At 66.2% G+C, this 19,301-nt stretch carries 17 protein-coding genes and 1 tRNA gene; 13 read left to right on the forward strand and 5 right to left on the reverse strand.

All coding sequences use genetic code 11. The features are described from left to right. Positions 1–19: 19 nt before the first annotated feature. From sufC to BBSC_RS05960, 4 genes are all read left to right on the forward strand, one after another. Positions 20–799 (forward strand): Fe-S cluster assembly ATPase SufC, encoded by a 780-nt coding sequence (sufC, locus tag BBSC_RS05945; protein WP_033517491.1) that lies wholly within the window; start codon positions 20–22, stop codon positions 797–799. Between the two features lie 76 nt (positions 800–875). Continuing rightward, a complete protein-coding gene (locus tag BBSC_RS05950; RefSeq protein ID WP_033517489.1) occupies positions 876–2,147 on the forward strand; it encodes a cysteine desulfurase in 1,272 nt (423 codons plus the stop codon). 181 nt (positions 2,148–2,328) lie between these two features. Continuing rightward, the gene (gene sufU / locus BBSC_RS05955; protein ID WP_033517487.1) at positions 2,329–2,886 is read left to right on the forward strand and encodes a Fe-S cluster assembly sulfur transfer protein SufU; all 558 of its coding nucleotides are present in this window, start codon (positions 2,329–2,331) and stop codon (positions 2,884–2,886) included. 205 nt (positions 2,887–3,091) lie between these two features. Further along, a complete protein-coding gene (locus tag BBSC_RS05960; protein ID WP_033517485.1) occupies positions 3,092–3,661 on the forward strand; it encodes a metal-sulfur cluster assembly factor in 570 nt (189 codons plus the stop codon). Between the two features lie 466 nt (positions 3,662–4,127). Here the strand turns inward: BBSC_RS05960 and glgC are convergent, their stop codons facing one another. The 3 genes from glgC to BBSC_RS05975 form a co-directional block, all read right to left on the reverse strand. Next, positions 4,128–5,375, reverse strand: coding sequence for a glucose-1-phosphate adenylyltransferase (gene glgC / locus BBSC_RS05965; RefSeq protein WP_033517483.1), 1,248 nt, complete (start codon positions 5,373–5,375; stop codon positions 4,128–4,130). A gap of 167 nt (positions 5,376–5,542) precedes the next feature. Then, positions 5,543–6,409, reverse strand: a complete 867-nt coding sequence (locus tag BBSC_RS05970) for a TrmH family RNA methyltransferase (RefSeq protein ID WP_033517482.1) — start codon at positions 6,407–6,409, stop codon at positions 5,543–5,545. A 120-nt stretch (positions 6,410–6,529) separates the two neighbouring features. After that, positions 6,530–6,617: transfer RNA gene (locus BBSC_RS05975), tRNA-Leu, on the reverse strand. A 115-nt stretch (positions 6,618–6,732) separates the two neighbouring features. On the opposite strand from BBSC_RS05975, the gene BBSC_RS05980 reads away from it, so the two are divergent. From BBSC_RS05980 to era, 6 genes are all read left to right on the forward strand, one after another. Continuing rightward, complete coding sequence (locus BBSC_RS05980) at positions 6,733–7,530, forward strand: 16S rRNA (uracil(1498)-N(3))-methyltransferase (RefSeq protein WP_033517479.1); 798 nt, start codon at positions 6,733–6,735, stop codon at positions 7,528–7,530. A gap of 97 nt (positions 7,531–7,627) precedes the next feature. Continuing rightward, positions 7,628–7,966: a histidine triad nucleotide-binding protein gene (locus BBSC_RS05985; protein WP_033517477.1), complete on the forward strand. Its 339-nt coding sequence runs from the start codon at positions 7,628–7,630 to the stop codon at positions 7,964–7,966. A gap of 9 nt (positions 7,967–7,975) precedes the next feature. After that, the gene (locus tag BBSC_RS05990) at positions 7,976–9,139 is read left to right on the forward strand and encodes a PhoH family protein (protein ID WP_046726246.1); all 1,164 of its coding nucleotides are present in this window, start codon (positions 7,976–7,978) and stop codon (positions 9,137–9,139) included. Then, positions 9,136–9,681, forward strand: coding sequence for an rRNA maturation RNase YbeY (gene ybeY, locus BBSC_RS05995; protein ID WP_033517475.1), 546 nt, complete (start codon positions 9,136–9,138; stop codon positions 9,679–9,681). Before BBSC_RS05990 ends, ybeY begins: the two co-directional genes overlap by 4 nt. A gap of 86 nt (positions 9,682–9,767) precedes the next feature. Beyond that, positions 9,768–11,219, forward strand: a complete 1,452-nt coding sequence (locus BBSC_RS06000) for a hemolysin family protein (protein WP_033517473.1) — start codon at positions 9,768–9,770, stop codon at positions 11,217–11,219. Position 11,220: 1 nt separating this feature from the next. Next, positions 11,221–12,195 carry a GTPase Era gene (gene era / locus BBSC_RS06005; protein WP_231649344.1) on the forward strand — a complete coding sequence of 325 codons (975 nt, stop codon included), beginning with the start codon at positions 11,221–11,223 and terminating at the stop codon, positions 12,193–12,195. Positions 12,196–12,479: 284 nt separating this feature from the next. Here era and BBSC_RS06010 read toward each other — a convergent pair whose 3' ends face one another. Beyond that, on the reverse strand, positions 12,480–14,516 hold the full coding sequence (locus BBSC_RS06010; protein WP_033517471.1) for an AMP-dependent synthetase/ligase: 2,037 nt from the start codon (positions 14,514–14,516) through the stop codon (positions 12,480–12,482). Positions 14,517–14,890: 374 nt separating this feature from the next. On the opposite strand from BBSC_RS06010, the gene BBSC_RS06015 reads away from it, so the two are divergent. From BBSC_RS06015 to BBSC_RS06025, 3 genes are read left to right on the forward strand one after another with little or no spacing between them, the layout of a single operon-like run. Beyond that, on the forward strand, positions 14,891–16,030 hold the full coding sequence (locus BBSC_RS06015) for an NAD(P) transhydrogenase subunit alpha (RefSeq protein WP_033517470.1): 1,140 nt from the start codon (positions 14,891–14,893) through the stop codon (positions 16,028–16,030). A gap of 29 nt (positions 16,031–16,059) precedes the next feature. Continuing rightward, positions 16,060–16,365 carry an NAD(P) transhydrogenase subunit alpha gene (locus tag BBSC_RS06020; RefSeq protein ID WP_033517466.1) on the forward strand — a complete coding sequence of 102 codons (306 nt, stop codon included), beginning with the start codon at positions 16,060–16,062 and terminating at the stop codon, positions 16,363–16,365. Then, on the forward strand, positions 16,366–17,811 hold the full coding sequence (locus BBSC_RS06025) for an NAD(P)(+) transhydrogenase (Re/Si-specific) subunit beta (protein WP_033517464.1): 1,446 nt from the start codon (positions 16,366–16,368) through the stop codon (positions 17,809–17,811). A gap of 231 nt (positions 17,812–18,042) precedes the next feature. On the opposite strand, the gene BBSC_RS06030 is transcribed toward BBSC_RS06025, so the two are convergent. Beyond that, complete coding sequence (locus tag BBSC_RS06030) at positions 18,043–19,029, reverse strand: alpha/beta hydrolase (protein ID WP_033517460.1); 987 nt, start codon at positions 19,027–19,029, stop codon at positions 18,043–18,045. Positions 19,030–19,301 lie beyond the last annotated feature (272 nt).

The raw sequence follows: 19,301 nt of genomic DNA on the forward strand, positions 1-19,301 counted from the left end.
AATAATTCGAGGAGAATCCATGTCCACTCTGGAAATCAAGGACCTTTACGCCTCGGTCGAAACCAAGGAGGGTCGCAAGCAGATCCTCAAGGGCGTGAACCTGACCGTCAACTCCGGCGAGACGCACGCCATCATGGGCCCCAACGGCTCCGGCAAGTCCACGCTCGCCTACACGCTGGCCGGGCACCCCAAGTACGAGGTCGATTCGGGCGAAGTGCTGCTCGACGGCGTCGACATCCTCAAGCAGACCCCCGACGAGCGCGCCAAGGAGGGCCTGTTCCTCGCCATGCAGTACCCGGTCGAGGTGCCGGGCGTGTCGATGACCAACTTCCTGCGCACCGCGAAGACGGAGGTCGACGGCAAGGCGCCGGCCATCCGCACGTGGACCAAGGAGCTGTCCGAGGCGATGAAGCGCCTGCGCATGGACCCGAAGTTCGCGACCCGCTCCGTCAACGAGGGCTTCTCCGGCGGCGAGAAGAAGCGCGCTGAGGTGCTGCAGCTCGAGCTGCTCAAGCCCAAGTTCGCGATCCTCGACGAGACCGACTCCGGCCTTGACGTCGACGCGCTGCGCATCGTCTCCGAAGGCGTGAACCGCGCCAAGGAAGCCAACGATTTCGGCATCCTCATGGTCACGCACTACACGCGCATCCTCAAGTACATCAAGCCGGACATCGTGCACGTCTTCGCCGACGGCCACTTCGTCAAGACCGGCGGCCCGGAGCTGGCCGACGAGCTGGAGGAGAACGGCTACGACCAGTACCTGCCCGAAGGGTCCGATTCCGAGTCGGCGCTGGCCTGAGCGCGCCCTGCCACGGCAGGGACCGGTCAAGTCGGTCAGGTCAAGTCAGTCCGGTCAAGTCAATCAAGAGGGGAATATGACGGATTTCAAGGCGATTCGGGCGCAGTTCCCGATTCTGGATCAGCAGATACACGGGCATCCGCTCGTGTATCTGGACTCCGCGGCGACCTCGCAGAAGCCGCAGTGCGTGATCGATGCGGAAGCCGAGTTCTACCGCACGATCAACGCCGGCGTGCACCGTGGGGCGCATGAGCTGGCGGCGCGCTCGACCACGGCTTTCGAGGATGCGCGCGCCAAGGTTGCGAGACTGGTCGGCGCCAACGCCGCGGAAGGCGAGGAGGAGATCGTGGTGACCGCCGGTGCGACCGCCGGCCTGAACCTGCTCGCCACCGCCTTCGGCAATGCGAGCCTCGGCCGCGGGGGAGAGGCCGCCAAGCGCTTCGCGCTGAAGCCCGGCGACGAGATCGTGGTCTCCAAGGCCGAGCACCATTCGGTGCTGCTGCCGTTCCAGGAGCTGGCGTACCGCACCGGGGCCACGCTCAAGTGGTTCGACCTGACCGAGGACGGGCGCATCCGCTCCGACACCGCCGGCGAGGTGATCACCGAGCGCACCAAGGTCGTGGCGATCACGCATGTGGGCAACACCACCGGCGCGATCACCGACATCGCCTCGATCGTGCGCCGCGCGCACGAGGTCGGCGCCGTGTTCGTGCTCGACGCCTGTCAGTCGGTGCCCCATCTGGCCGTCGACTTCCACGCGCTGGACGTGGACTTCGCGGCCTGGAGCGCGCACAAGATGTACGGCCCGACCGGCGTCGGGTTCCTGTACGGCAAGCGCGAGATGCTGGAGGCCCTGCCGCCGGCGAACTTCGGCGGTTCTATGGTCGAGCTGGCGTGGATGGACCAGCCGGCCCAGTACATGGAGCCTCCGGCGCGCTTCGAGGCCGGCACGCAGCCGGTCGCGCAGGTCGTGGCGGCCGGGGTCGCCGCCGAGTGGATGATGGGCGTCGGCATGGCGAACATCGAGGCCCACGAGCGCACGATCGCCGCGGAGCTGCTCAAGCTCGGCGACATCGACGGCGTGCGCATCCTCGGACCGCGCGAGAACGTGAACCGCATCGGCACCGTCGCCTTCGACGTGGCCGGCGTGCACCCGCACGACGTCGGCCAGTTCATCGACGCGCAGGGCATCGCCATCCGCGTCGGTCACCATTGCGCCCAGCCGGTGCACCGCCACTTCGGTCTGTACGCCTCCAACCGCGCGTCGAGCGGCGTGTACAACAGCGTCGACGATGCGCGCGCGCTGGTCGAGGCCGTGGCCAAGGTGAGGCCGTTCTTCAAGGCGTGATGCGTGATCCCGCTTCGGAGCGGGATGTGGCACGGTACGCCGCGGCGGCTCGGGCGGTGGCATCTTGGGCTGCGGTGTTTTGAGCGGTCCCCGGCGTACCATATTGCACATATTCGTATGTTGCGCACATTGCAGTTGTGCGCATTCATCCACCGCACGCAGGCGGAGGGGAAAGGTGAGCATGAGTGATTTTGGCATAAGCGGCGACGGCCTCGAGCAGATGTACCAGGAGGTGATTCTCGAAGCCGCCCGCGATCCGCACGGCAAGGAGACCTTCGCCCCTGATCTGGCTTCGGAGCAGGCCTCCGGAGCCGGGAAGAGCACGATGCGCGCCAGCCACGAGTACTGCACGCCGGGCGAATCCCACCAGTTCAACCCGACCTGCGGCGACGAGGCCACCGTACATGCCGAAGTGTCCGATGCCGAGCCGCATCGCATCGAGCGGCTGGTGTGGGACGGCCACGGCTGTTCGATCTCGCAGGCCAGCCTGTCGGTGATGGTTGATCTGGTCGCCGGCAGGACCGTCGACGAGGCGATGGATCTGTTCCGCGACTTCCACGAGCTCATGGAATCGCGCGGCGCCGGTCTGAACGACGACGCCAAGGAGGAACAGCTGGGCGACGCCGTGGTGTTCCAGGGCGTGTCCAAATACCCGATGCGCATCAAATGCGCGCTGCTCGGCTGGGAGGGCATGCGCGACGCCGTGGCCAAGGCCTTGGCCGCGAAGCCGCAGCGGTAAGCAGCAGCAACTTTGGCTCCCCTCTCTGAGGGGAGCTGTCGGCGCGGCCGACTGAGGGGAGGAAACGCATCGGTCTTACATCAGTCGTCTGCGAGAATGCTCACCTCAGTCACTTCGTGACAGCTCCCCTCAGCGAGGGGAGCCGGAAACACCGACAACCTATAACGTAGGACACCACCAACCCACCCACAACGTTTGGAGAGATATGAGTGACAATCTGGTTCCCGAGCCCGAATCCTCGGTGTTCGATACCGTGAACAAGGTGCTGGGCGACGAGGAGGCCGCTCGCCGCGTGATGGCGAACCCGAATCTGGTCGCCGTCGCCAACGGGCCTTCCGACCAGCACGCGCACGGCGACGGCGCATGCGCATGCGGCGGTCATGGCGATGGCCAATGCTGCCAGTCCGGCGAGGACGACATCCCGCTCAAGGCGGTCGACGATATCGGCCGTGCCACCGCAGCCGACGTCAAGGAGGCCCTGCACCAGGTCATCGACCCGGAGCTCGGCATCGACGTCATCGATCTGGGCCTGGTCTACGGCATCGAGATCGACGAGCTGGGCCGTGCGATCATCACGATGACCCTGACCACGCCGGCCTGCCCGCTCACCGACCTCATCGAGGACGAGTGCGCGAGCACGCTCGCCGGTCTGGTCGAGGAATTCCGCATCGACTGGACGTGGCAGCCCCGCTGGACGACGGACAAGATCACGCCGGAAGGCCGCGAGCAGCTCGCCGCGCTGGGATTCAACTTCGACAACATGCCAAAGTACTGAGCGCATTCGGTATCAAGGCTCCCTCAGGGGAGCCTTTTTGTTATGGGTTTCTACATGATTTCCGTCATGCCGGAATGAGCCTCTTCCCGCCAATAGATGGTGCCTCAGCTATAGATCCACGGCGCGGTATTACTTCCACGGCGCGGTATTACTTCCACCGCGTGGTTTGGTGTTTTAGGGTTTTCGCGTCATTCCAACGTTTTTGCTTGCTGCGTGGTGGATGGTTTACCGCGCGGTGGGGAGTAATACCGCGTCGTGGATGGTTTACCGCGTGGTGGAGAGGTTGACGGGTGGCGGGTTCCGCGCTGTGGAGGTACTATCGCACGGGGAAATGCTATCACGCGATGGAAGAATGTGCCGCAACAATAACTTACCGCCATAAATAACTTACCGCCATACATGATTGAGGGGAGCACGGGCGGTACCCATGCTCCCCTCAATGAAGTGCATACGCGCGGCTAAAAAATCAGTCGTCCACGACGGTGCCCTTCGGCACCACGGTGATGCCGTCCGGCGTGACCGTGAAGCCACGGGCCAGATCGTGCTCGGTGTCGATGCCGACGGTCGAGTTCTCGGTCAGCACGACGTTCTTGTCGAGGATCGCCTTGTAGACGCGCGCGCGGCGGTTGATCGTCACGCCGTCGAACAGGATGGAGTCGACGACCTGCGCCCACGAGTGGATGTGCACGTTCGGCGAGAGCACGGAGTGGTGCACCTCGCCGCCGGAGACGATCACGCCGGGGGAGACGATCGAATCGGTCGCGTGGCCGAGGCGGTCGCGGCCGGCATGCACGAACTTGGCGGGCGGCAGCGTGCCGGAGTTCGTGTAGATCGGCCAAGCCTGGTTGTACAGGTTGAACTCGGGCACATAGGCGATCAGGTCCATGTGTGCATCGTAGAACTGCTTGAGCGTACCGACGTCGCGCCAGTAGGCGTGATCGGTCGGCGTGGCGCCGGGAATCACGTTCGAGTTGAAGTCGTAGACGCCGGCCTCGCCGCGGGAGGCGAAGTAGGGGGCGATGTCGCCTCCCATGTCGTGCTTGGTGTCCTCGGCCTTCTCGTCCTTGGCCAGCGCGTCGAACAGGGCGTCCGTGTTGGCCACGTAGTTGCCCATCGAGGCGAGGAAGGAGTTCGGATCGTCGGGCAGACCGGCCGCGTGCTCGGGCTTCTCCTGGAACTCGCGGATCTGGTTGGGGTGCTCCGGGTCCACGTCGATCACGCCGAACTGGTTCGACTGGCTGATCGGCTGGCGGATGCCGGCCACCGTGAACTCGGCGCCGGAGGCGATGTGCTGCTCGACCATCTGGCCGAAGTCCATGCGGTAGACGTGGTCGGCGCCGACGATGACCACGATGTCGGGCTGCACGTCCTCGATGATGTTGATCGTCTGGTAGATCGCGTCGGCGGAGCCGAGGTACCAGTGCTTGCCGAGGCGCTGCTGCGCGGGGACCGGGGAGACGTAGTTGCCCAGCAGCGAGGAGAAGCGCCACATCTGCGAGATGTGGCGGTCCAGCGAGTGGGACTTGTACTGGGTCAGCACGATGATGTGGCGGTAATCGGAATTCACCAGATTACTCAGCGGGAAATCGATCAGGCGGAATACTCCGCCGAACGGGACGGCGGGCTTCGCTCGATCGCGGGTCAACGGCATCAGGCGCGTTCCCTCACCGCCCGCTAGGACGATGGACAGAATCTTCTGCTTGTTCTTCGCCATGGATGCTCCTCTCTATGGTCACCAACAGCGTCTTGCGACACCGATACTTCCTGCGCCCCACGCATCCTTGCGTAGTTCGACACTACCTAATATTTGCACAAATTCGGCGACACGCAAGGCAGCGCGTGGGCGAGTCGGAAGTTTTACGATGACCGTTCGATGACCGCTCAGTGAAGTCTGGTTGAATAGAACGCCACGGCGCTCGATGCGGCGACATTGAGCGAATCGACGCCGTGGCTCATCGGGATCTTCACCGTCAGATCGGCGTTCGCGATCGTGTGGCGGCTTAGCCCGTCGCCCTCGGTACCGAAGATCAGCGCCAGCTTGTCGATGTGATCGGGCTCGTCCTGCGCATTGCCCAAGCGGCGGACCAGCTCGTCCAGGCTGATCGAGTCGTCGGTCAGGGCTATGGCGACCGTGGTGAAGCCGAGCCCATGCAGTTCCTCCAGCCCGTCGAACGGCCAGGCGTGGCGGGACTCCGTGCCGATGCGCGTCCACGGGATCTGGAACACCGTGCCCATCGACACGCGCGCCGCGCGCCGGTACAGCGGATCGCCGCAGGAGGGCGTCACCAGCACCGCATCCACGTCGAGCGCCGCCGCGGAACGCATGAGCGCGCCGACATTGGTATGGTCGACGATGTTCTCCATGATCGCGATGCGCCGGGCGCCGCGGCACACCTCGGCCACCGACGGCAGCGGCCAGCGGCGCATCGCCGACAGCGCGCCGCGGTGCAGCCGGTATCCGGTCAGCTGCCTGAGCTGCTCGGAGGAGGCCACGTAGACGGGGACACTCGGTCCCCAGTGCTCGTCGACGAAGGCGAAGGTGTCCGCCATGCCCTCGATCCAGGGCTCCTCGACCAGCAGGGAGATCGGTTCGCGGCCGGCCGCCAGCGCGCGGTCGATGACCTTCGGGGACTCGGCGATGAACAGGCCCTTGGCGGGCTCGAGGCGGTTGCGCAGCTGGATCTCGGTCAGGTTCGTGTACGCGGACACGCGCTCGTCGTCGATCGAATCGATGGTGATGAACCGCATGCGGCAGCCTTTCTCTCACGTCGCCGGCGGACGGATGCGAGCGCGGGCGAGCGGTCGGGGTCATGGGCGAACGGATGATGAATACAAGAAAACCCCGTGTTTCCACGGGGTTGTACTCGGTGTCCGGGATGGGACTTGAACCCACACGCCTGTATAAAATAGGCACTAGCACCTCAAGCTAGCGCGTCTACCATTCCGCCACCCGGACAGGTGCCGTTTGAGGCAACGAGTAGATACTTTACCATGACATCCCCGATCGTCAAATCGGTGTGTCGTCCCTGCGTGTCGCCTGTTGGCCGTAGGGGGTGTGTAGCCTAGAGGGCATGACGAATCCTTTGTTTCTTCTCGATCCATCGCGCGATGACGTGCCGGTGAACTGCGACGAGCTCAACACCGGGTGGAAGATCACGCTTCCCGCGGCGGTCAGGAGGCACGCCGTGCAGGCGATGCGCCTGTCGGAGGGCGACGAGCTGGACCTCTCCGACGGCGAGGGGCTGCGGATCCGTGCCGTGATCGCCGATGCGGACGCCGGGCTGGCCGAGGTCAGGGAGGTCGGCCGCGAGGCGCAGCCGGTCACCCGCCTCGCGCTGATCCAAGCGCTGGCGAAGACCGGGCATGACGAGCAGGCGATCGACGTGGCCACGCAGATCGGCGTCGACACGGTGATCCCGTGGCAGGCGGACCGCTCCATAGCCAAATGGAAGGCCGGGCGCACCGACCGCAAATGGCGGCAGGTGCTGACCGCTGCGACCGAGCAGTCGCGCCGCGCGTGGACGCCCCGCCTGGCCGACTGCGTCTCGAGCAAGCAGATCGTCGCCATCTGCCGGCGCGCGTGCGTGCACGGCGATCTGGTGATTGTCCTGCATCAGGACGCCACCGATACATGGGACGGCATCGAGGGCCTGGTCAGGGCGATGGCCGACAAGTGCCTTGAGGACGGCCGCCCGCGCACGGTCAGCGTAGTGGTCGGGCCGGAGGGCGGCATCAGCGAGGACGAAGTCGAGGCGTTCACGGCCGCCGGCGCCCGCGCCGTGGTGCTCGGGACCAACATCCTGCGCGCCTCGGCGGCCGGCCCCGTGGCGCTGTCGCTGCTGGCCCGCGCGCTCGGCCGGTTCGCCTGAGCGCGCCGCGGATGCCAATATCCGTGCGGGGCAATAGCATGGAATCAGCGAAAACGCGCATGCCGTCGATAGGTTCGGCATTAGGTTAGGAGTGAATATGAGCGAGTCCGAGGACTGCCTGTTCTGCAAGATCATCGCGGGTGAGATCCCCAGCGGCAAGGTGTATGAGGACGACACCACCTATGCGTTCAAGGACATCAACCCGAAGGCCAAGGTGCACGTACTGGTCGTGCCGCGCAAGCACTACGCGAACGTCGCCGAGCTGGCGCAGGCCGACCCTGCCGAGCTCGCGCACATCGTCGAGGTGGCCCAGTCGATCGCCGACCGGGAGTTCCACGGGGCGTACCGCCTGATCTTCAACACCGGCCTCGACGCCGGGCAGACGGTCTTCCACGTGCACGCGCACGTGCTGACCGGCGAGACGCTGGACGAGTAAGGGGTCTGGTTGGCGACGACGACACGAACCATCACCATCCCGGCCGAACTCGACCCGGTGGCCGTGCTCGGCCCCGTCGACGAGGTGCTGCGCGAGATCGAACAGGCGTTCGACGAGCTGACGATCATCGTGCGGGGCAATCGCATCGCCATCCTGTCGCGCACGCGCCGGGGGGAGACGCAGGCCGAACAGGCCGAACAGATGCTCGACACGATCATCCAGGCCGCATACAGCGCGCCGATGGACGCCGACACCGTGCGGCGACTGCTGGACCGCCGCGTGCTGAGCAACCGCGTGCGCCAGGACCAGCCCGTGCGCGGGCGCGCGGCGGGCGCGCAGACCGCCCCCGCGGCCGCGGCACCGGCGAATAATGCGCCGTCCTCCGGGCCGGGCCGGAACAAGCCCCGCGTGCCCGGCGTGATCACCTTTGCGCTCGGTGTGCCCGTGCGGCCGAAGACCGCCGGCCAGATCGCCTACGTCAACGCGATCGAATCGCACACCATCACCTTCGCCATCGGTCCGGCCGGCACCGGCAAGACCTATCTGGCCGTGGCCAAGGCCGTGCAGGCGTTCCAGGAGAAGCGCGTGAGGCGCATCATCCTGACCCGTCCCGCCGTGGAGGCAGGGGAGAACCTCGGCTTCCTGCCCGGCACGCTCAACGAGAAGGTGGACCCGTATCTGCGCCCGCTGTACGACGCCCTGTCCGACATGCTCGGCTCCGACCAGCTGCGCCGCTACATGGACGACGGCAGCATCGAGGTGGCGCCGCTCGCCTACATGCGCGGGCGCACGCTCAACGACGCGTTCGTGATCCTCGACGAGGCGCAGAACACCACCGAGCAGCAGATGAAGATGTTCCTGACCCGTCTGGGATTCAACACGACGATGGTCATCACCGGCGACATTACGCAGGTCGACCTGACCGTGCCGCGTTCGGGCCTCGCCACGATCGAGCACATTCTCGGCGGCATCGACGACATCGCGTTCGCCCACCTGGCCGCCGAGGACGTGGTCCGCCACCAGCTCGTCGGCAAAATCGTCGAGGCGTACGACCGCCATTCGGCCATCGCCGGCGACCACAGCACCAAGGCGCGCCGCGAGCACGGCGAGGCGAAGCAGTACGGGCGCGAGGGGCGCATGGACGGCAGAACGGAAAGGAACGCGTCCGAATGAGCGTTGACGTCACCAACGAAACCGTATGGAACATCGACCCGAAAGTGTTCTCCGACCTTGGCGTGTGGGTGATGGACCAGATGCGCGTGAGCACGCAGTCCGATCTGACCGTCATATTCGTGGACCCCGAGCCGATCGCCGAGCTGCACATGCGGTGGATGAACCTTGAGGGGCCGACCGATGTGATGAGCTTTCCGATGGACGAGCTGCGGCCCGGCGACGGCAAGACCGTCATGGAGGGCGTGCTCGGCGACATCGTGATCTGCCCGTGGGTCGCGGCCCAGCAGGCGGCGGCCTCGGGGCACAGTGTGCTGGAGGAGATGGCCCTGCTCACCATCCACGGCATCCTGCATCTGCTCGGTTACGACCATGTGACTCCCGAGCAGGAACGGCAGATGTTCGGGCTGCAGCGCCAGCTGCTGCTCACCTTCATCGCCGTGCGCCACGGCGTCGGCGACCCCGTCACCCTGCCGGCCGGCTCGGCCGACGCGCTGGCCGAATACGAGGCCACCCACGGCACGGACCGGCAGCTCGGTCACTGAGCGCCGGCCGCCGGCGCGCATCCGCTCGGACCTATTACGCACTCATTCCAGACTCATTCAGATCAAGGAATCATCAAAGGAACATCATGTCGATCACCGAACCGTCCGCCATCGCATTGACGGTTATTCTGATTCTCATTGCGGCGCTGCTGGTATGGCTGTCGCTGACCATGGCCGCCGCCGAAGGCGCGGTCGCGCGCGTCACGAGGGCCAGCCTCAACAATCTGATCCTCGAAGTGCAGACCGACGGCGAGGCCTCGCAGTTCACCCGCATGAAGAAGATCGACCGGATCCACAAGGTGCAGCACCTCATCGCCGACCGGTACTCGACCTCCGGCTCCTGCGCGTTCTTCCGCATCACGTGCAACGTGCTCGACGGCGTGCTCGTCGCGTGCCTCGCCGCGATCTTCGAGGCGCCGCTGTGGGCCGAGCTGCTGATCGGCTTCGTGTTCGCGCTGATCGTGGCCGTGGTCTCCGTGCTCGTGCGGCCCCGGACCGCTGGCGCGTCGAAGCCGGTGGACATCATGCTCGCCAACGCCTCGCTCGTGTCCCTCGCCGCGGCGATCACCCCCTTCGCCCGCGTCGGCGGCGCGAACGGCGGCAAGGCGGGCGGCAAGAAGCGTCAGCGCGAATCCGACCTGTCCGACGACGAGGAGCTGGAGAAGATCCAGCACGAGCAGGGGCGGGCCACGATCGACCGGCTCGTCGAGGCGAACGACTTCGACCCCGAGGTCTCCGAGATGCTGCGCAACGTGCTGACGCTCTCCGAGACGCTGACCCGCGAGATCATGGTGCCGCGCACGGACATGATCTGCATCGAGCGCAACGAGACGCTGTCCGACATGCTCAAGCTGTGCTCGCGCTCCGGATTCTCCCGTGTGCCGGTGATCGGTGACGACGTGGACGATCTGATCGGCATGGCCTACCTCAAGGACGCCGTGCGCGCCACCGCGTTCAACCCGGCGGCGATGAACCGCGAGATCGAATCGATCATCCGCCAGCCGATGCTCGTGCCCGAATCCAAGCCGGTCGACGACCTGTTCCATGAGATGCAGCGCACCCGCCAGCATGTGGCCGTCGTCGTGGACGAATACGGCGGCATCGCCGGTCTGGTGACCATCGAGGACGCGATCGAGCAGATCGTCGGCGAGCTGGAGGACGAGCACGACCGCACCCAGCACGCCGAGCCGGAGCGGATCGGCGGCAACAAGTGGAGCATGCCGGCGCGCACGCCGATCGCCGACCTCGAGGAGATCTTCGAGATCGACATCGACGAGGACGACGTCGACACGGTCTACGGCCTGCTGACCAAGCTGCTCGGCCGCGTGCCGATCGTCGGCGCGTCCGCGGTGACCCGCGGGCTGCGGCTGACCGCCGTGGATTCGGCCGGGCGGCGCAAGAAGGTCTCGACGATCGTCGTGGAGCCGGCGCACGTCGAGGGCGCCGAAGAAGATGGCGGTTCATCGCCGCAGAATGACGACAACCGTGATGAGGAAGCCGCCGACGGCGGGAATGGCCGCGGCGAGGACAAGGAGTAACATGAGCGAACACAGCGAGCCGGTGCAGGGCCAGGACGTCTATCGGTCCGGTTTCGTGGCCGTGGTCGGCCGCCCGAACGTGGGCAAGTCGACCCTGATCAACGCGCTGATTGGCAAGCAGATCGCCATCGCGTCGTCGCGCCCCGAGACCACGCGCAAGGCGATCCGAGGCATTCTCACCACCGACCACGCGCAGCTCGTGCTGGTGGACACGCCGGGCATCCATCGCCCGCGCACCCTGCTGGGCCAGCGGCTCAACGACATCGTCGACGAGTCCCTGTCCGACGTGGACGTGATCGCCTTCCTGCTGCCGGCGGATCAGGAGATAGGCCCCGGCGACAAGCGCATCCTGAGCCGCCTGCGCTCCGATTTCGCCGAGAAGCGCGACGACGGCACCTTCCGGTGGAAGGTCCCGCTGATTGCGATCGTCACCAAGATCGACGAGCTCGACCGCCAGCAGCTCATCAACAAGCTCGTCGAGATCAACGAATTCGCCGACTTCTCGGACATCGTCCCGGTGAGCGCGCTCGAGCGCGACAACCTCAGCGAGGTGCGCAACGTCCTCATCGACCACACGCCCGAAGGCCCGCAGATGTACCCCGACGACCAGATCAGCGAGGAGCGGCCCGAGGAGACCATCGCCGAGCTGGTGCGCGGCGCGTTCCTCGAGGAGCTGGACGACGAGCTGCCGCATTCGCTGGCCGTGGTGGTCGACTCGATCGAATACCCCGCCGACAACAGGACCGGCGAGGGGTACGACGGCAAGATCGACGTGATGGTGTCGGTGTACGTGGAGCGCGATTCCCAGAAGCCGATCATCATCGGCAAGGGCGCCTCCCATCTGGTGCGCGTCAAGAAGAAGCTGCGCACCCCCGTCAACCGCATCGTCGGCGGCAAGGCCCGCCTCGACCTCCACGTCAAGGTGGCCAAAGGCTGGCAGTCCGATCCCAAGCAACTGGAGAAACTAGGCTTCTAAGCCATTCCGGAGTTTCCCCAGCTGCATGGGATCGCTTCGCGTCCGCCAGGCGTCCGCTCACTTCGCCTATGGACAGTCCACCGGACTGTCCACTTCACGGCTCAGCCAAGCAACTGGAGAAACTAGGCTTCTAAGCCATTCCGACTGCATATAAGAAGCGGTGTTTACCCAAATAGGGTAAACACCGCTTCTTATATGCGCCAGTGCCTGACCGGTCATGCCCCCGCTGGCGGAGGCTGGCGGCGTAGCCGACTGGGGGTGGCTTTGTCCGCCAGCGCCGGGGCCTACTTCCGCTTGGTGTACATCTGGGTGTTGAGGAGGGTGGCGTAGCGGCGGATGACCTTGGGGCGGATCACCTTCATGGAGGCGGTCATCAGGCCGTTCTCCTGCGTGAACTCCTCGGGCAGGATGATGAACTTGCGTACGGATTCGGCGCGGGAGACGCCCTCGTTGGCCTGGTCGACCCACTTCTGCACCTCGGCGCGCACGGCCGCGTTGTTCGCCGCATCCTCCAGCGACATGTCGCGGTCGAGGCCCTTGGACTCCAGCCACGGGCGCAGGGTCTCCTCGTCCAGCGTGACCAGCGCGGAAATGAACGGGCGTTTGTCGCCGAGCACCAGCGCCTGGGAGACGAACTCGCAGCGCTGGATCGCCTCTTCGATCGGCCCCGGCGCCACGTTCTTGCCGCCGGCGGTGATGATCAGGTCCTTCTTGCGGCCGGTGATGTACAGGAAGCCGTCATGGTCGAGCCGGCCGAGATCGCCGGTGTGGTACCAGCCGTCCTCGGTGAACGAGCCCTCCGTGGCCTCTTCGTTCTTGTGGTACTTCGGGAAGACCGCCGTGCCACGGACCTGGATCTCCTCGTCCTCGGCGATGCGCAGGTCGAACCCGGGGAAGGCGATGCCGACCGAACCCTGATGGTAAGGTACGCCGAGCGGATTGAACGCGCACGGCGCCGTCGTCTCGGTCAGGCCGTAGCCCTCGTAGACCGGCACGTTCGCGCCGCGGAAGAAGGCGAGCAGCTCGGGGTCGAGCGGGGCGCCTCCGGCCACGATCCACTTGGCCCGCCCGCCGAGCACGTCGCGCAGCGCCTTGTACACCAGCGGGTCGAATGCGGCGCGGCGGGTGCGCGTCAGCGCGCTGACATGGCCCTTGGCGCTCAGCTCCTTCATGTAGTTCTGCGCGGCGACCACGGCGGCGGCGAAGGCCACGCCCTTGGGGCCGTGCCCGGCCTTCTGCGAGGCGGCGTTGTACACCTTCTCCAGCACGCGGGGCACCACGATCATGACGGACGGCCTGGCGACCTGCAGATCGGCGATCAGCGTCTTGATGCCCTGGGCGATGTAGACGTGGATGTCGCTGGCGACCACGATGTAGTTGATCGCGCGCGCGAAGGAGTGCGCCTGCGGCAGGAACAGCAGCACCGTGTTCTTCTTGTCGTGCAGCAGTTCGGGCATGTAGTTCGGCAGGTTCAGCGCGGTGGTGCAGTAGTGCTCGTGCGTCATCTCCACGCCCTTCGGCGCGGCGGTGGAGCCGGACGTGTACACGATCGAGCACAGGTCGGTCTTCCGGATCGACTCGATGCGGGCGTCGAGCTCCTCGTCGCTCACGGACGCGCCGTACGCGCGGATCTCGTCCAGGCCGCCGGTCTCGATGCAGATGATGTGCTCAAGCGACGGGCACTCCTCGATCGCGCCGTCCGCCTTCTCGCGCATGTCGGTCGTGCCGACGATGAGCAGGCGTGCGTCGGAATTGTTGACGATGTTGCGGATCTGCTCGGCCGAATCGGTGTCGTACACGGTGGCGAGCACGCCGCCGCACGCCATGACCGCGGCGTCGGTGATGTTCCACTCATAGGAGGTGCGGCACATGAACGCCACGCCGTCGCCCTTCTTCAGCCCGTAGTGCAGCAGGCCCTTGGCGATCGCGCGGATGTCGGCGAGCGTCTCGTTGGCGGTGGTGGTGCGCCACTGGCCGTCGTCGTCCTTGTACGTGTACAGCGGCTCGTCGCCCATGCGCGCGGCGCGGTCGGCGTAGATGTCGTAGATCGACATGCCGTCGTCCAGCGGGGGATTGCCCTGCGTGCCGGTGGTCAGCAGGCCGGTGGCCGGGTCGAGGAAGGTGGTCGTCGGGCGATCGGGACCCCACTCGTCGGTGTGGGGCAGCGCGATGAGCTCGTCGGACGAGGGGAACCCGTCTTCCGGGTAATCGGGGCCGTTGGAGGAATCGTCGCTGACCGGATGGACGAAATCACCCCCCAGACGGAGCGCCTTCTGCGTAAGGCTCACGGCTTGATGCTTGACCGAGGTGAAAAGTGACACGTAATGCTCCTTGGCGATTCCTAAAGAAAAGCTGTCAATCTTCGAATCATAATCCCAAAAGCGCGAAACTTCACCTTACGGTAGCGTAGGGAACCCCCGCGGTTCCGCACGACGGCGGGGCATGGCGAAGGCGGTTCCCGCACGGGCCGGCCTTGGGCCGGATGCGGATGCGGCGCGGGGAAGATGCGGGGGAGTCGATCGGGGGAAACCGGCGCGCGCCCGGCGCCGGGCGCATGGGCGGCTCGACGGGGGATTTCGGTGCCCCGCCCGACACATGGCCCGAAACATGGATGATTCCAAGCGTTTCTTCTCGTCATCGGTTAGACTGGGGCGCTGTAAGCAAAGAATGCTTAGCAATGGAAGAAAGGGCTCTCATGGCTGAAACCCAAGAAGCCACCGTGGTGTTCGGTGTTTTGAACGAGACATCGGAGCATGAGTCGCGCGTCGCCCTGACGCCGGACATCGTCACCCGGTTGCGTAAGGCGGGCGTGTCCTGCCTGATTGAATACGGTGCGGGACTCGCCTCGCAGTATACGGATGAGGATTACGCCAAGGCCGGCGCCGAGGTGCTGCCGGCGAACGAAGTGGTCGCCCGGGCCGACGCGCTCGGATTCGTGGATCGGCCGTCCGCCGATCTCGTCGCCGGGATCAAGGCCGGCACATGGGTGATCGGCATGCTTGGCTCGTTCACCGACGCCGACTACGTCGCCTCGCTCGAATCGGCCGGACTGGTCGGCGTGGGCATCGAGAAGCTGCCCCGTCAGCTCAGCTCCGCGCAGTCGATGGACGAGATGACCTCGCAGAACTCCGTGATGGGCTACAAGGCCGCGCTCGTGGCCGCCAACGCCTACGGATCGTTCTTCCCGATGATGACCACGGCGGCCGGCACGATCCGCCCGGCCAAGGTGCTCATCCTCGGCGCCGGCATCGCCGGCCTGCAGGCCATCGGCACCGCCAAGCGCCTCGGCGCGGTCGTCACCGCGTACGACGTGCGCCCCGCGTCCCGCGACGAGGTCGAGTCGCTCGGCGCGAAGTTCCTCGATCTGGGGCTCGACTTCTCGAAGGGCCAGGGCGAGGGCGGCTACGCGCGCGCCCTGAGCGCCGAGGAGCAGGCCCAGCAGCAGGCCGCGGTCGATCAGAAGGCCACCGGATTCGACGTGATCATCACCACCGCCAAGGTGCCTGGCCGCAAGCCGCCGCTGCTGCTGACCAAGGCCGGCGTCGACGGCCTCAAGCGCGGCGCGGTGATCGTGGACTGCGCCGCCAGCGAGCTCGGCGGCAACGTCGAGGGCTCCGAGGTCGGCACGCGGATAACCGACGGCGGCGTGACCATCATCGGCGCCCCCTACCTGGCCAGCGAAGTGGCCAACACCGCCTCCAACCTGCTGGCCCGCAACGTCGCCGACGTGCTCGCCCACTTCGTGAAGGACGGCAAGCTCGCCATCGACCTGAACGAGGAGCTCGACGACGCGCTGATCGTGGCCGGACGTCCCGCCGCCCCGGCTCAGGCCTAGGAATCGGGAAGAAAGCGAGAAACAAGACAATGGATATCGTCGTCGCAATCACTCTGTTCGTACTGGCGCTGCTCATCGGCGTCGAGGTCATCGGCAAGGTGCCCGCAACCCTGCACACCCCGCTGATGTCGGGCGCGAACTCCATCCACGGCATCGTCATCGTCGGCGTCGTCATCGTCGCCGCGCACGCCACCAGCCCGCTCGCCTGGGTGTTCATCTTCCTGGCCGCCGTGCTGGGCACGATGAACGTCGTCGGCGGCTACGTGGTCACCGACCGCATGCTGGAGATGTTCAAGTCCGACAAGTCGAAGAAGAAAGATGAGGAGGGCAAGTAAATGGGTGCGCTTTCCGAGATACTGAGCACGCCGCTTGGCGTCATTGAATGGTTCGTCTATCTGCTGGCCGCCGTGATGTTCGTGATCGGCCTGCACCTGATGAACTCGCCGAAGACCGCGCGCAAGGGCAACCTGATCTCCGCGGCCGGCATGGTCATGGCCTGCGTCATGGCGTTCATCGTGCTGTTCGTCGGCGAGATCGGCAACGGCTTCCAGCACGGCGTCGCCGTCGTCCTGCTGATCGCGGGCATCGCGATCGGCGCGATCGTCGGCGTGTGGAGCGCCAAGAAGGTCAAGATGACCGACATGCCGCAGCTCGTCTCCGTGTTCAACACGGTCGGCGGCGGCGCGGCCGCGCTCGTCGCCCTCAACGACATCCTCAACTCGTCGGACACGCCGACCATCGTCGTGCTCATCACCGCCGGCCTGGGCATCATGATCGGCTCGGTCACGTTCACCGGCTCGCTGGTCGCCGCCGGCAAGCTGCAGGGCATCAAGTTCCTGCGCAAGCTGACCCTGCCGGCCAAGGGCGTGTGGAACATCGCGTTCATCGCGCTGACCGTGATCGCCTTCGTCATGCTGTGCGTGCAGCCGGGCAACGCGGTGCTCTGGTGCATCCTGACCACCGTGTTCGCGCTGGCGTACGGCCTGGTGTTCGTCATCCCGATCGGCGGCGCCGACATGCCCGTCGTCATCTCCGTGCTCAACGCCTGCACCGGCACCGCCGTGGCCATGAGCGGCCTCGCGATCAACAACATCGCGCTGATCGTCGCCGGCGCGCTCGTCGGCGCGGCCGGCGTCACCCTGTCGCTGGCCATGTCCAAGGCCATGAACCGCCCGCTGATGAGCGTGCTCGCCGGCGGCTTCGGCGGGGCCTCGGGCGCGGCGGCCGACGCCTCCGGCCCGGAAGGCACCATGAAGGAGACCACCGCCGACGACGTGGCAGTCCAGCTCGTCTACGCCGACAAGGTCATCTTCGTGCCCGGCTTCGGCCTGGCCCAGGCGCAGGCCCAGCGCGAGCTCGCCGACCTCGGCGAGCTGCTCAAGGGCCACGGCGTCGAGATCGAGTACGCGATCCACCCGGTCGCCGGCCGTATGCCCGGCCACATGAACGTGCTGCTCGCCGAGGCCAATGTGCCCTACGAGGAGCTCGTCGATCTCGACGACATCAACCCGCAGTTCCCGACCGCCAACGTCGCCCTCGTCGTCGGCGCCAACGACGTCACCAACCCGGCGGCCCGCCGCCCCGGCACCCCGGTCTCCGGCATGCCGATCCTCGACGTCGACAAGGCCCAGAACGTCGTCGTCATGAAGCGCGGCCGCGGCAAGGGCTACGCCGGCATCGAGAACGAGCTCTACTTCGAGCCCAACACCCAGATGCTGTTCGGCGACGCGAAGGCGGGGCTGCAAGCCGTCATCGCCGCGGTCAAGGAATTGATCGCATAACGGGGAATTGACCGCATAACGGAGCGTCCCCGGACTCACGGCAGGCTCGACGTACCTCTGTACGCCTTCGCCCGCCGTGAGTCCGGGGACGCGCGCGTTATGCGGTCAATTCCGGTCAGCGCGGCTGCAGCATACGTTGATCTGGCTCCCCTCGCTGAGGGGAGCTGGCCGCGAAGCGGTCTGAGGGGAGCGTTGCCGCAAACGCCTGATATCGGGCTGTCGCCGGCTCGCCTACAGCGCGAACACACGCCTGACGAAGCCGGTGACCTTGCGCCAGTACAGGTCGGGTGCGGTACTGGCGCTCATCGTGTGATCGGCGCCGGGCACGAGCAGCTTCTCCCGGTCGAGGCTCGCGCAGGCGCGGTAGTTCGCTTCGAGGAAGCGAGGAGAGACGAAGGTGTCGGCCCCGCCGTGAATGAACAGCATGGGGATCGTCGCGTGCCGCAGCATGCGCGTGCACGACGCCTCGGCGAAGCCGTATCCGGCGCGGCGCCTGCAGACCAGCCCCGCCGCCCGCACCAGCATCGCCGCCACCGGGCGGGGCAGATGGAACATCGCTCGGGCCGTGTCCTCGAACTGGCCGGCCACCGAGGCGTAGCCGCAGTCCTCGATCGCCGCGGCCACGTTGCGCGGCAGCCGGGGGTCGCCGGCCGCCATCATCACCGTGGCGGCGCCCATCGAATTGCCATGCAGCAGGATGCGCGCGTCTCCGTCGCTGTCGGTGATCAGCCGGATCCAACCCAGCAGGTCGTTGCGCTCCAGCCACCCCATGCCGACGTACCGGCCCTCGCTCAGTTCATGCGCGCGCTGGGCCGGCACGAGCACCGTGAACCCGAGCTTGGCGTAGCGATGCGCCCATTTCGCCATCTCCGCGGGCTCCCCGGTGTAGCCGTGGCAGCAGATCGCGTACAGGTGCGGCTTGGGCGCCACGCAATCGGGGTCGAACAGCCAGGCGTGCAGCTGCAGCCCGTCGTCGCTGGCGAGCGTGACCGGCTGCTTGGAGGATGCGAACCAGTCGGCGGCAGCGGCGCACTCGTCGGCGTCGCGGATCGGCTGTTGGGGCTGGCCGTTGTCGGGCGGCTGGCGGAACATCGACCGTTTCGCCTTGGTGTCCAGCGCGAACGAGAACAACGATTCGGCGGTCAGGCAGACTCCGCCCGCCAGAGCGGCGGCAGCGCCGCAGCCGATCATGACCTTCGTGGAATTCCGCAGCGCCATCGCAACCTCCGCATTTCGGGAACCTCTTACCGAGCATTGTAAGCCTCCGGACGCTCCCGATCATGTCGGCAACGCCGCGAGTCCCGGCATTTGCGCTGCCGTGCCGTCGCGCCGCCCGGGCCTCCGGCGGATGCCTCTGCCGGGGGACATGAGCCGGGTGATTTGTCCATGACGTGCATATACTTGAAATGTTGCTTTGGCGAGGGAGGGAAACCTCCGTAATCGACTCGGCGTATGTTCCATCTCCTTGAGGTGCGTTCTGCGGCGCGTCG

This window comes from Bifidobacterium scardovii JCM 12489 = DSM 13734, assembly GCF_001042635.1.
In the GTDB taxonomy this organism is placed as follows: Bacteria; Actinomycetota; Actinomycetes; order Actinomycetales; family Bifidobacteriaceae; genus Bifidobacterium; species Bifidobacterium scardovii.

Bases quoted from the DNA above. Each gene is read 5' to 3' on its own strand.
- BBSC_RS06030 (WP_033517460.1), bottom strand. From the start codon at position 19,029: ATGGCGCTGCGGAATTCCACGAAGGTCATGATCGGCTGCGGCGCTGCC.
- BBSC_RS06025 (WP_033517464.1), top strand. From the start codon at position 16,366: ATGGGTGCGCTTTCCGAGATACTGAGCACGCCGCTTGGCGTCATTGAA.
- BBSC_RS05960 (WP_033517485.1), top strand. From the start codon at position 3,092: ATGAGTGACAATCTGGTTCCCGAGCCCGAATCCTCGGTGTTCGATACC.
- BBSC_RS05985 (WP_033517477.1), top strand. From the start codon at position 7,628: ATGAGCGAGTCCGAGGACTGCCTGTTCTGCAAGATCATCGCGGGTGAG.
- sufU (WP_033517487.1), top strand. From the start codon at position 2,329: ATGAGTGATTTTGGCATAAGCGGCGACGGCCTCGAGCAGATGTACCAG.
- BBSC_RS06020 (WP_033517466.1), top strand. From the start codon at position 16,060: ATGGATATCGTCGTCGCAATCACTCTGTTCGTACTGGCGCTGCTCATC.
- glgC (WP_033517483.1), bottom strand. From the start codon at position 5,375: ATGGCGAAGAACAAGCAGAAGATTCTGTCCATCGTCCTAGCGGGCGGT.
- ybeY (WP_033517475.1), top strand. From the start codon at position 9,136: ATGAGCGTTGACGTCACCAACGAAACCGTATGGAACATCGACCCGAAA.
- BBSC_RS05950 (WP_033517489.1), top strand. From the start codon at position 876: ATGACGGATTTCAAGGCGATTCGGGCGCAGTTCCCGATTCTGGATCAG.
- BBSC_RS06000 (WP_033517473.1), top strand. From the start codon at position 9,768: ATGTCGATCACCGAACCGTCCGCCATCGCATTGACGGTTATTCTGATT.
- BBSC_RS05970 (WP_033517482.1), bottom strand. From the start codon at position 6,409: ATGCGGTTCATCACCATCGATTCGATCGACGACGAGCGCGTGTCCGCG.
- BBSC_RS06015 (WP_033517470.1), top strand. From the start codon at position 14,891: ATGGCTGAAACCCAAGAAGCCACCGTGGTGTTCGGTGTTTTGAACGAG.
- era (WP_231649344.1), top strand. From the start codon at position 11,221: ATGAGCGAACACAGCGAGCCGGTGCAGGGCCAGGACGTCTATCGGTCC.
- BBSC_RS05980 (WP_033517479.1), top strand. From the start codon at position 6,733: ATGACGAATCCTTTGTTTCTTCTCGATCCATCGCGCGATGACGTGCCG.
- sufC (WP_033517491.1), top strand. From the start codon at position 20: ATGTCCACTCTGGAAATCAAGGACCTTTACGCCTCGGTCGAAACCAAG.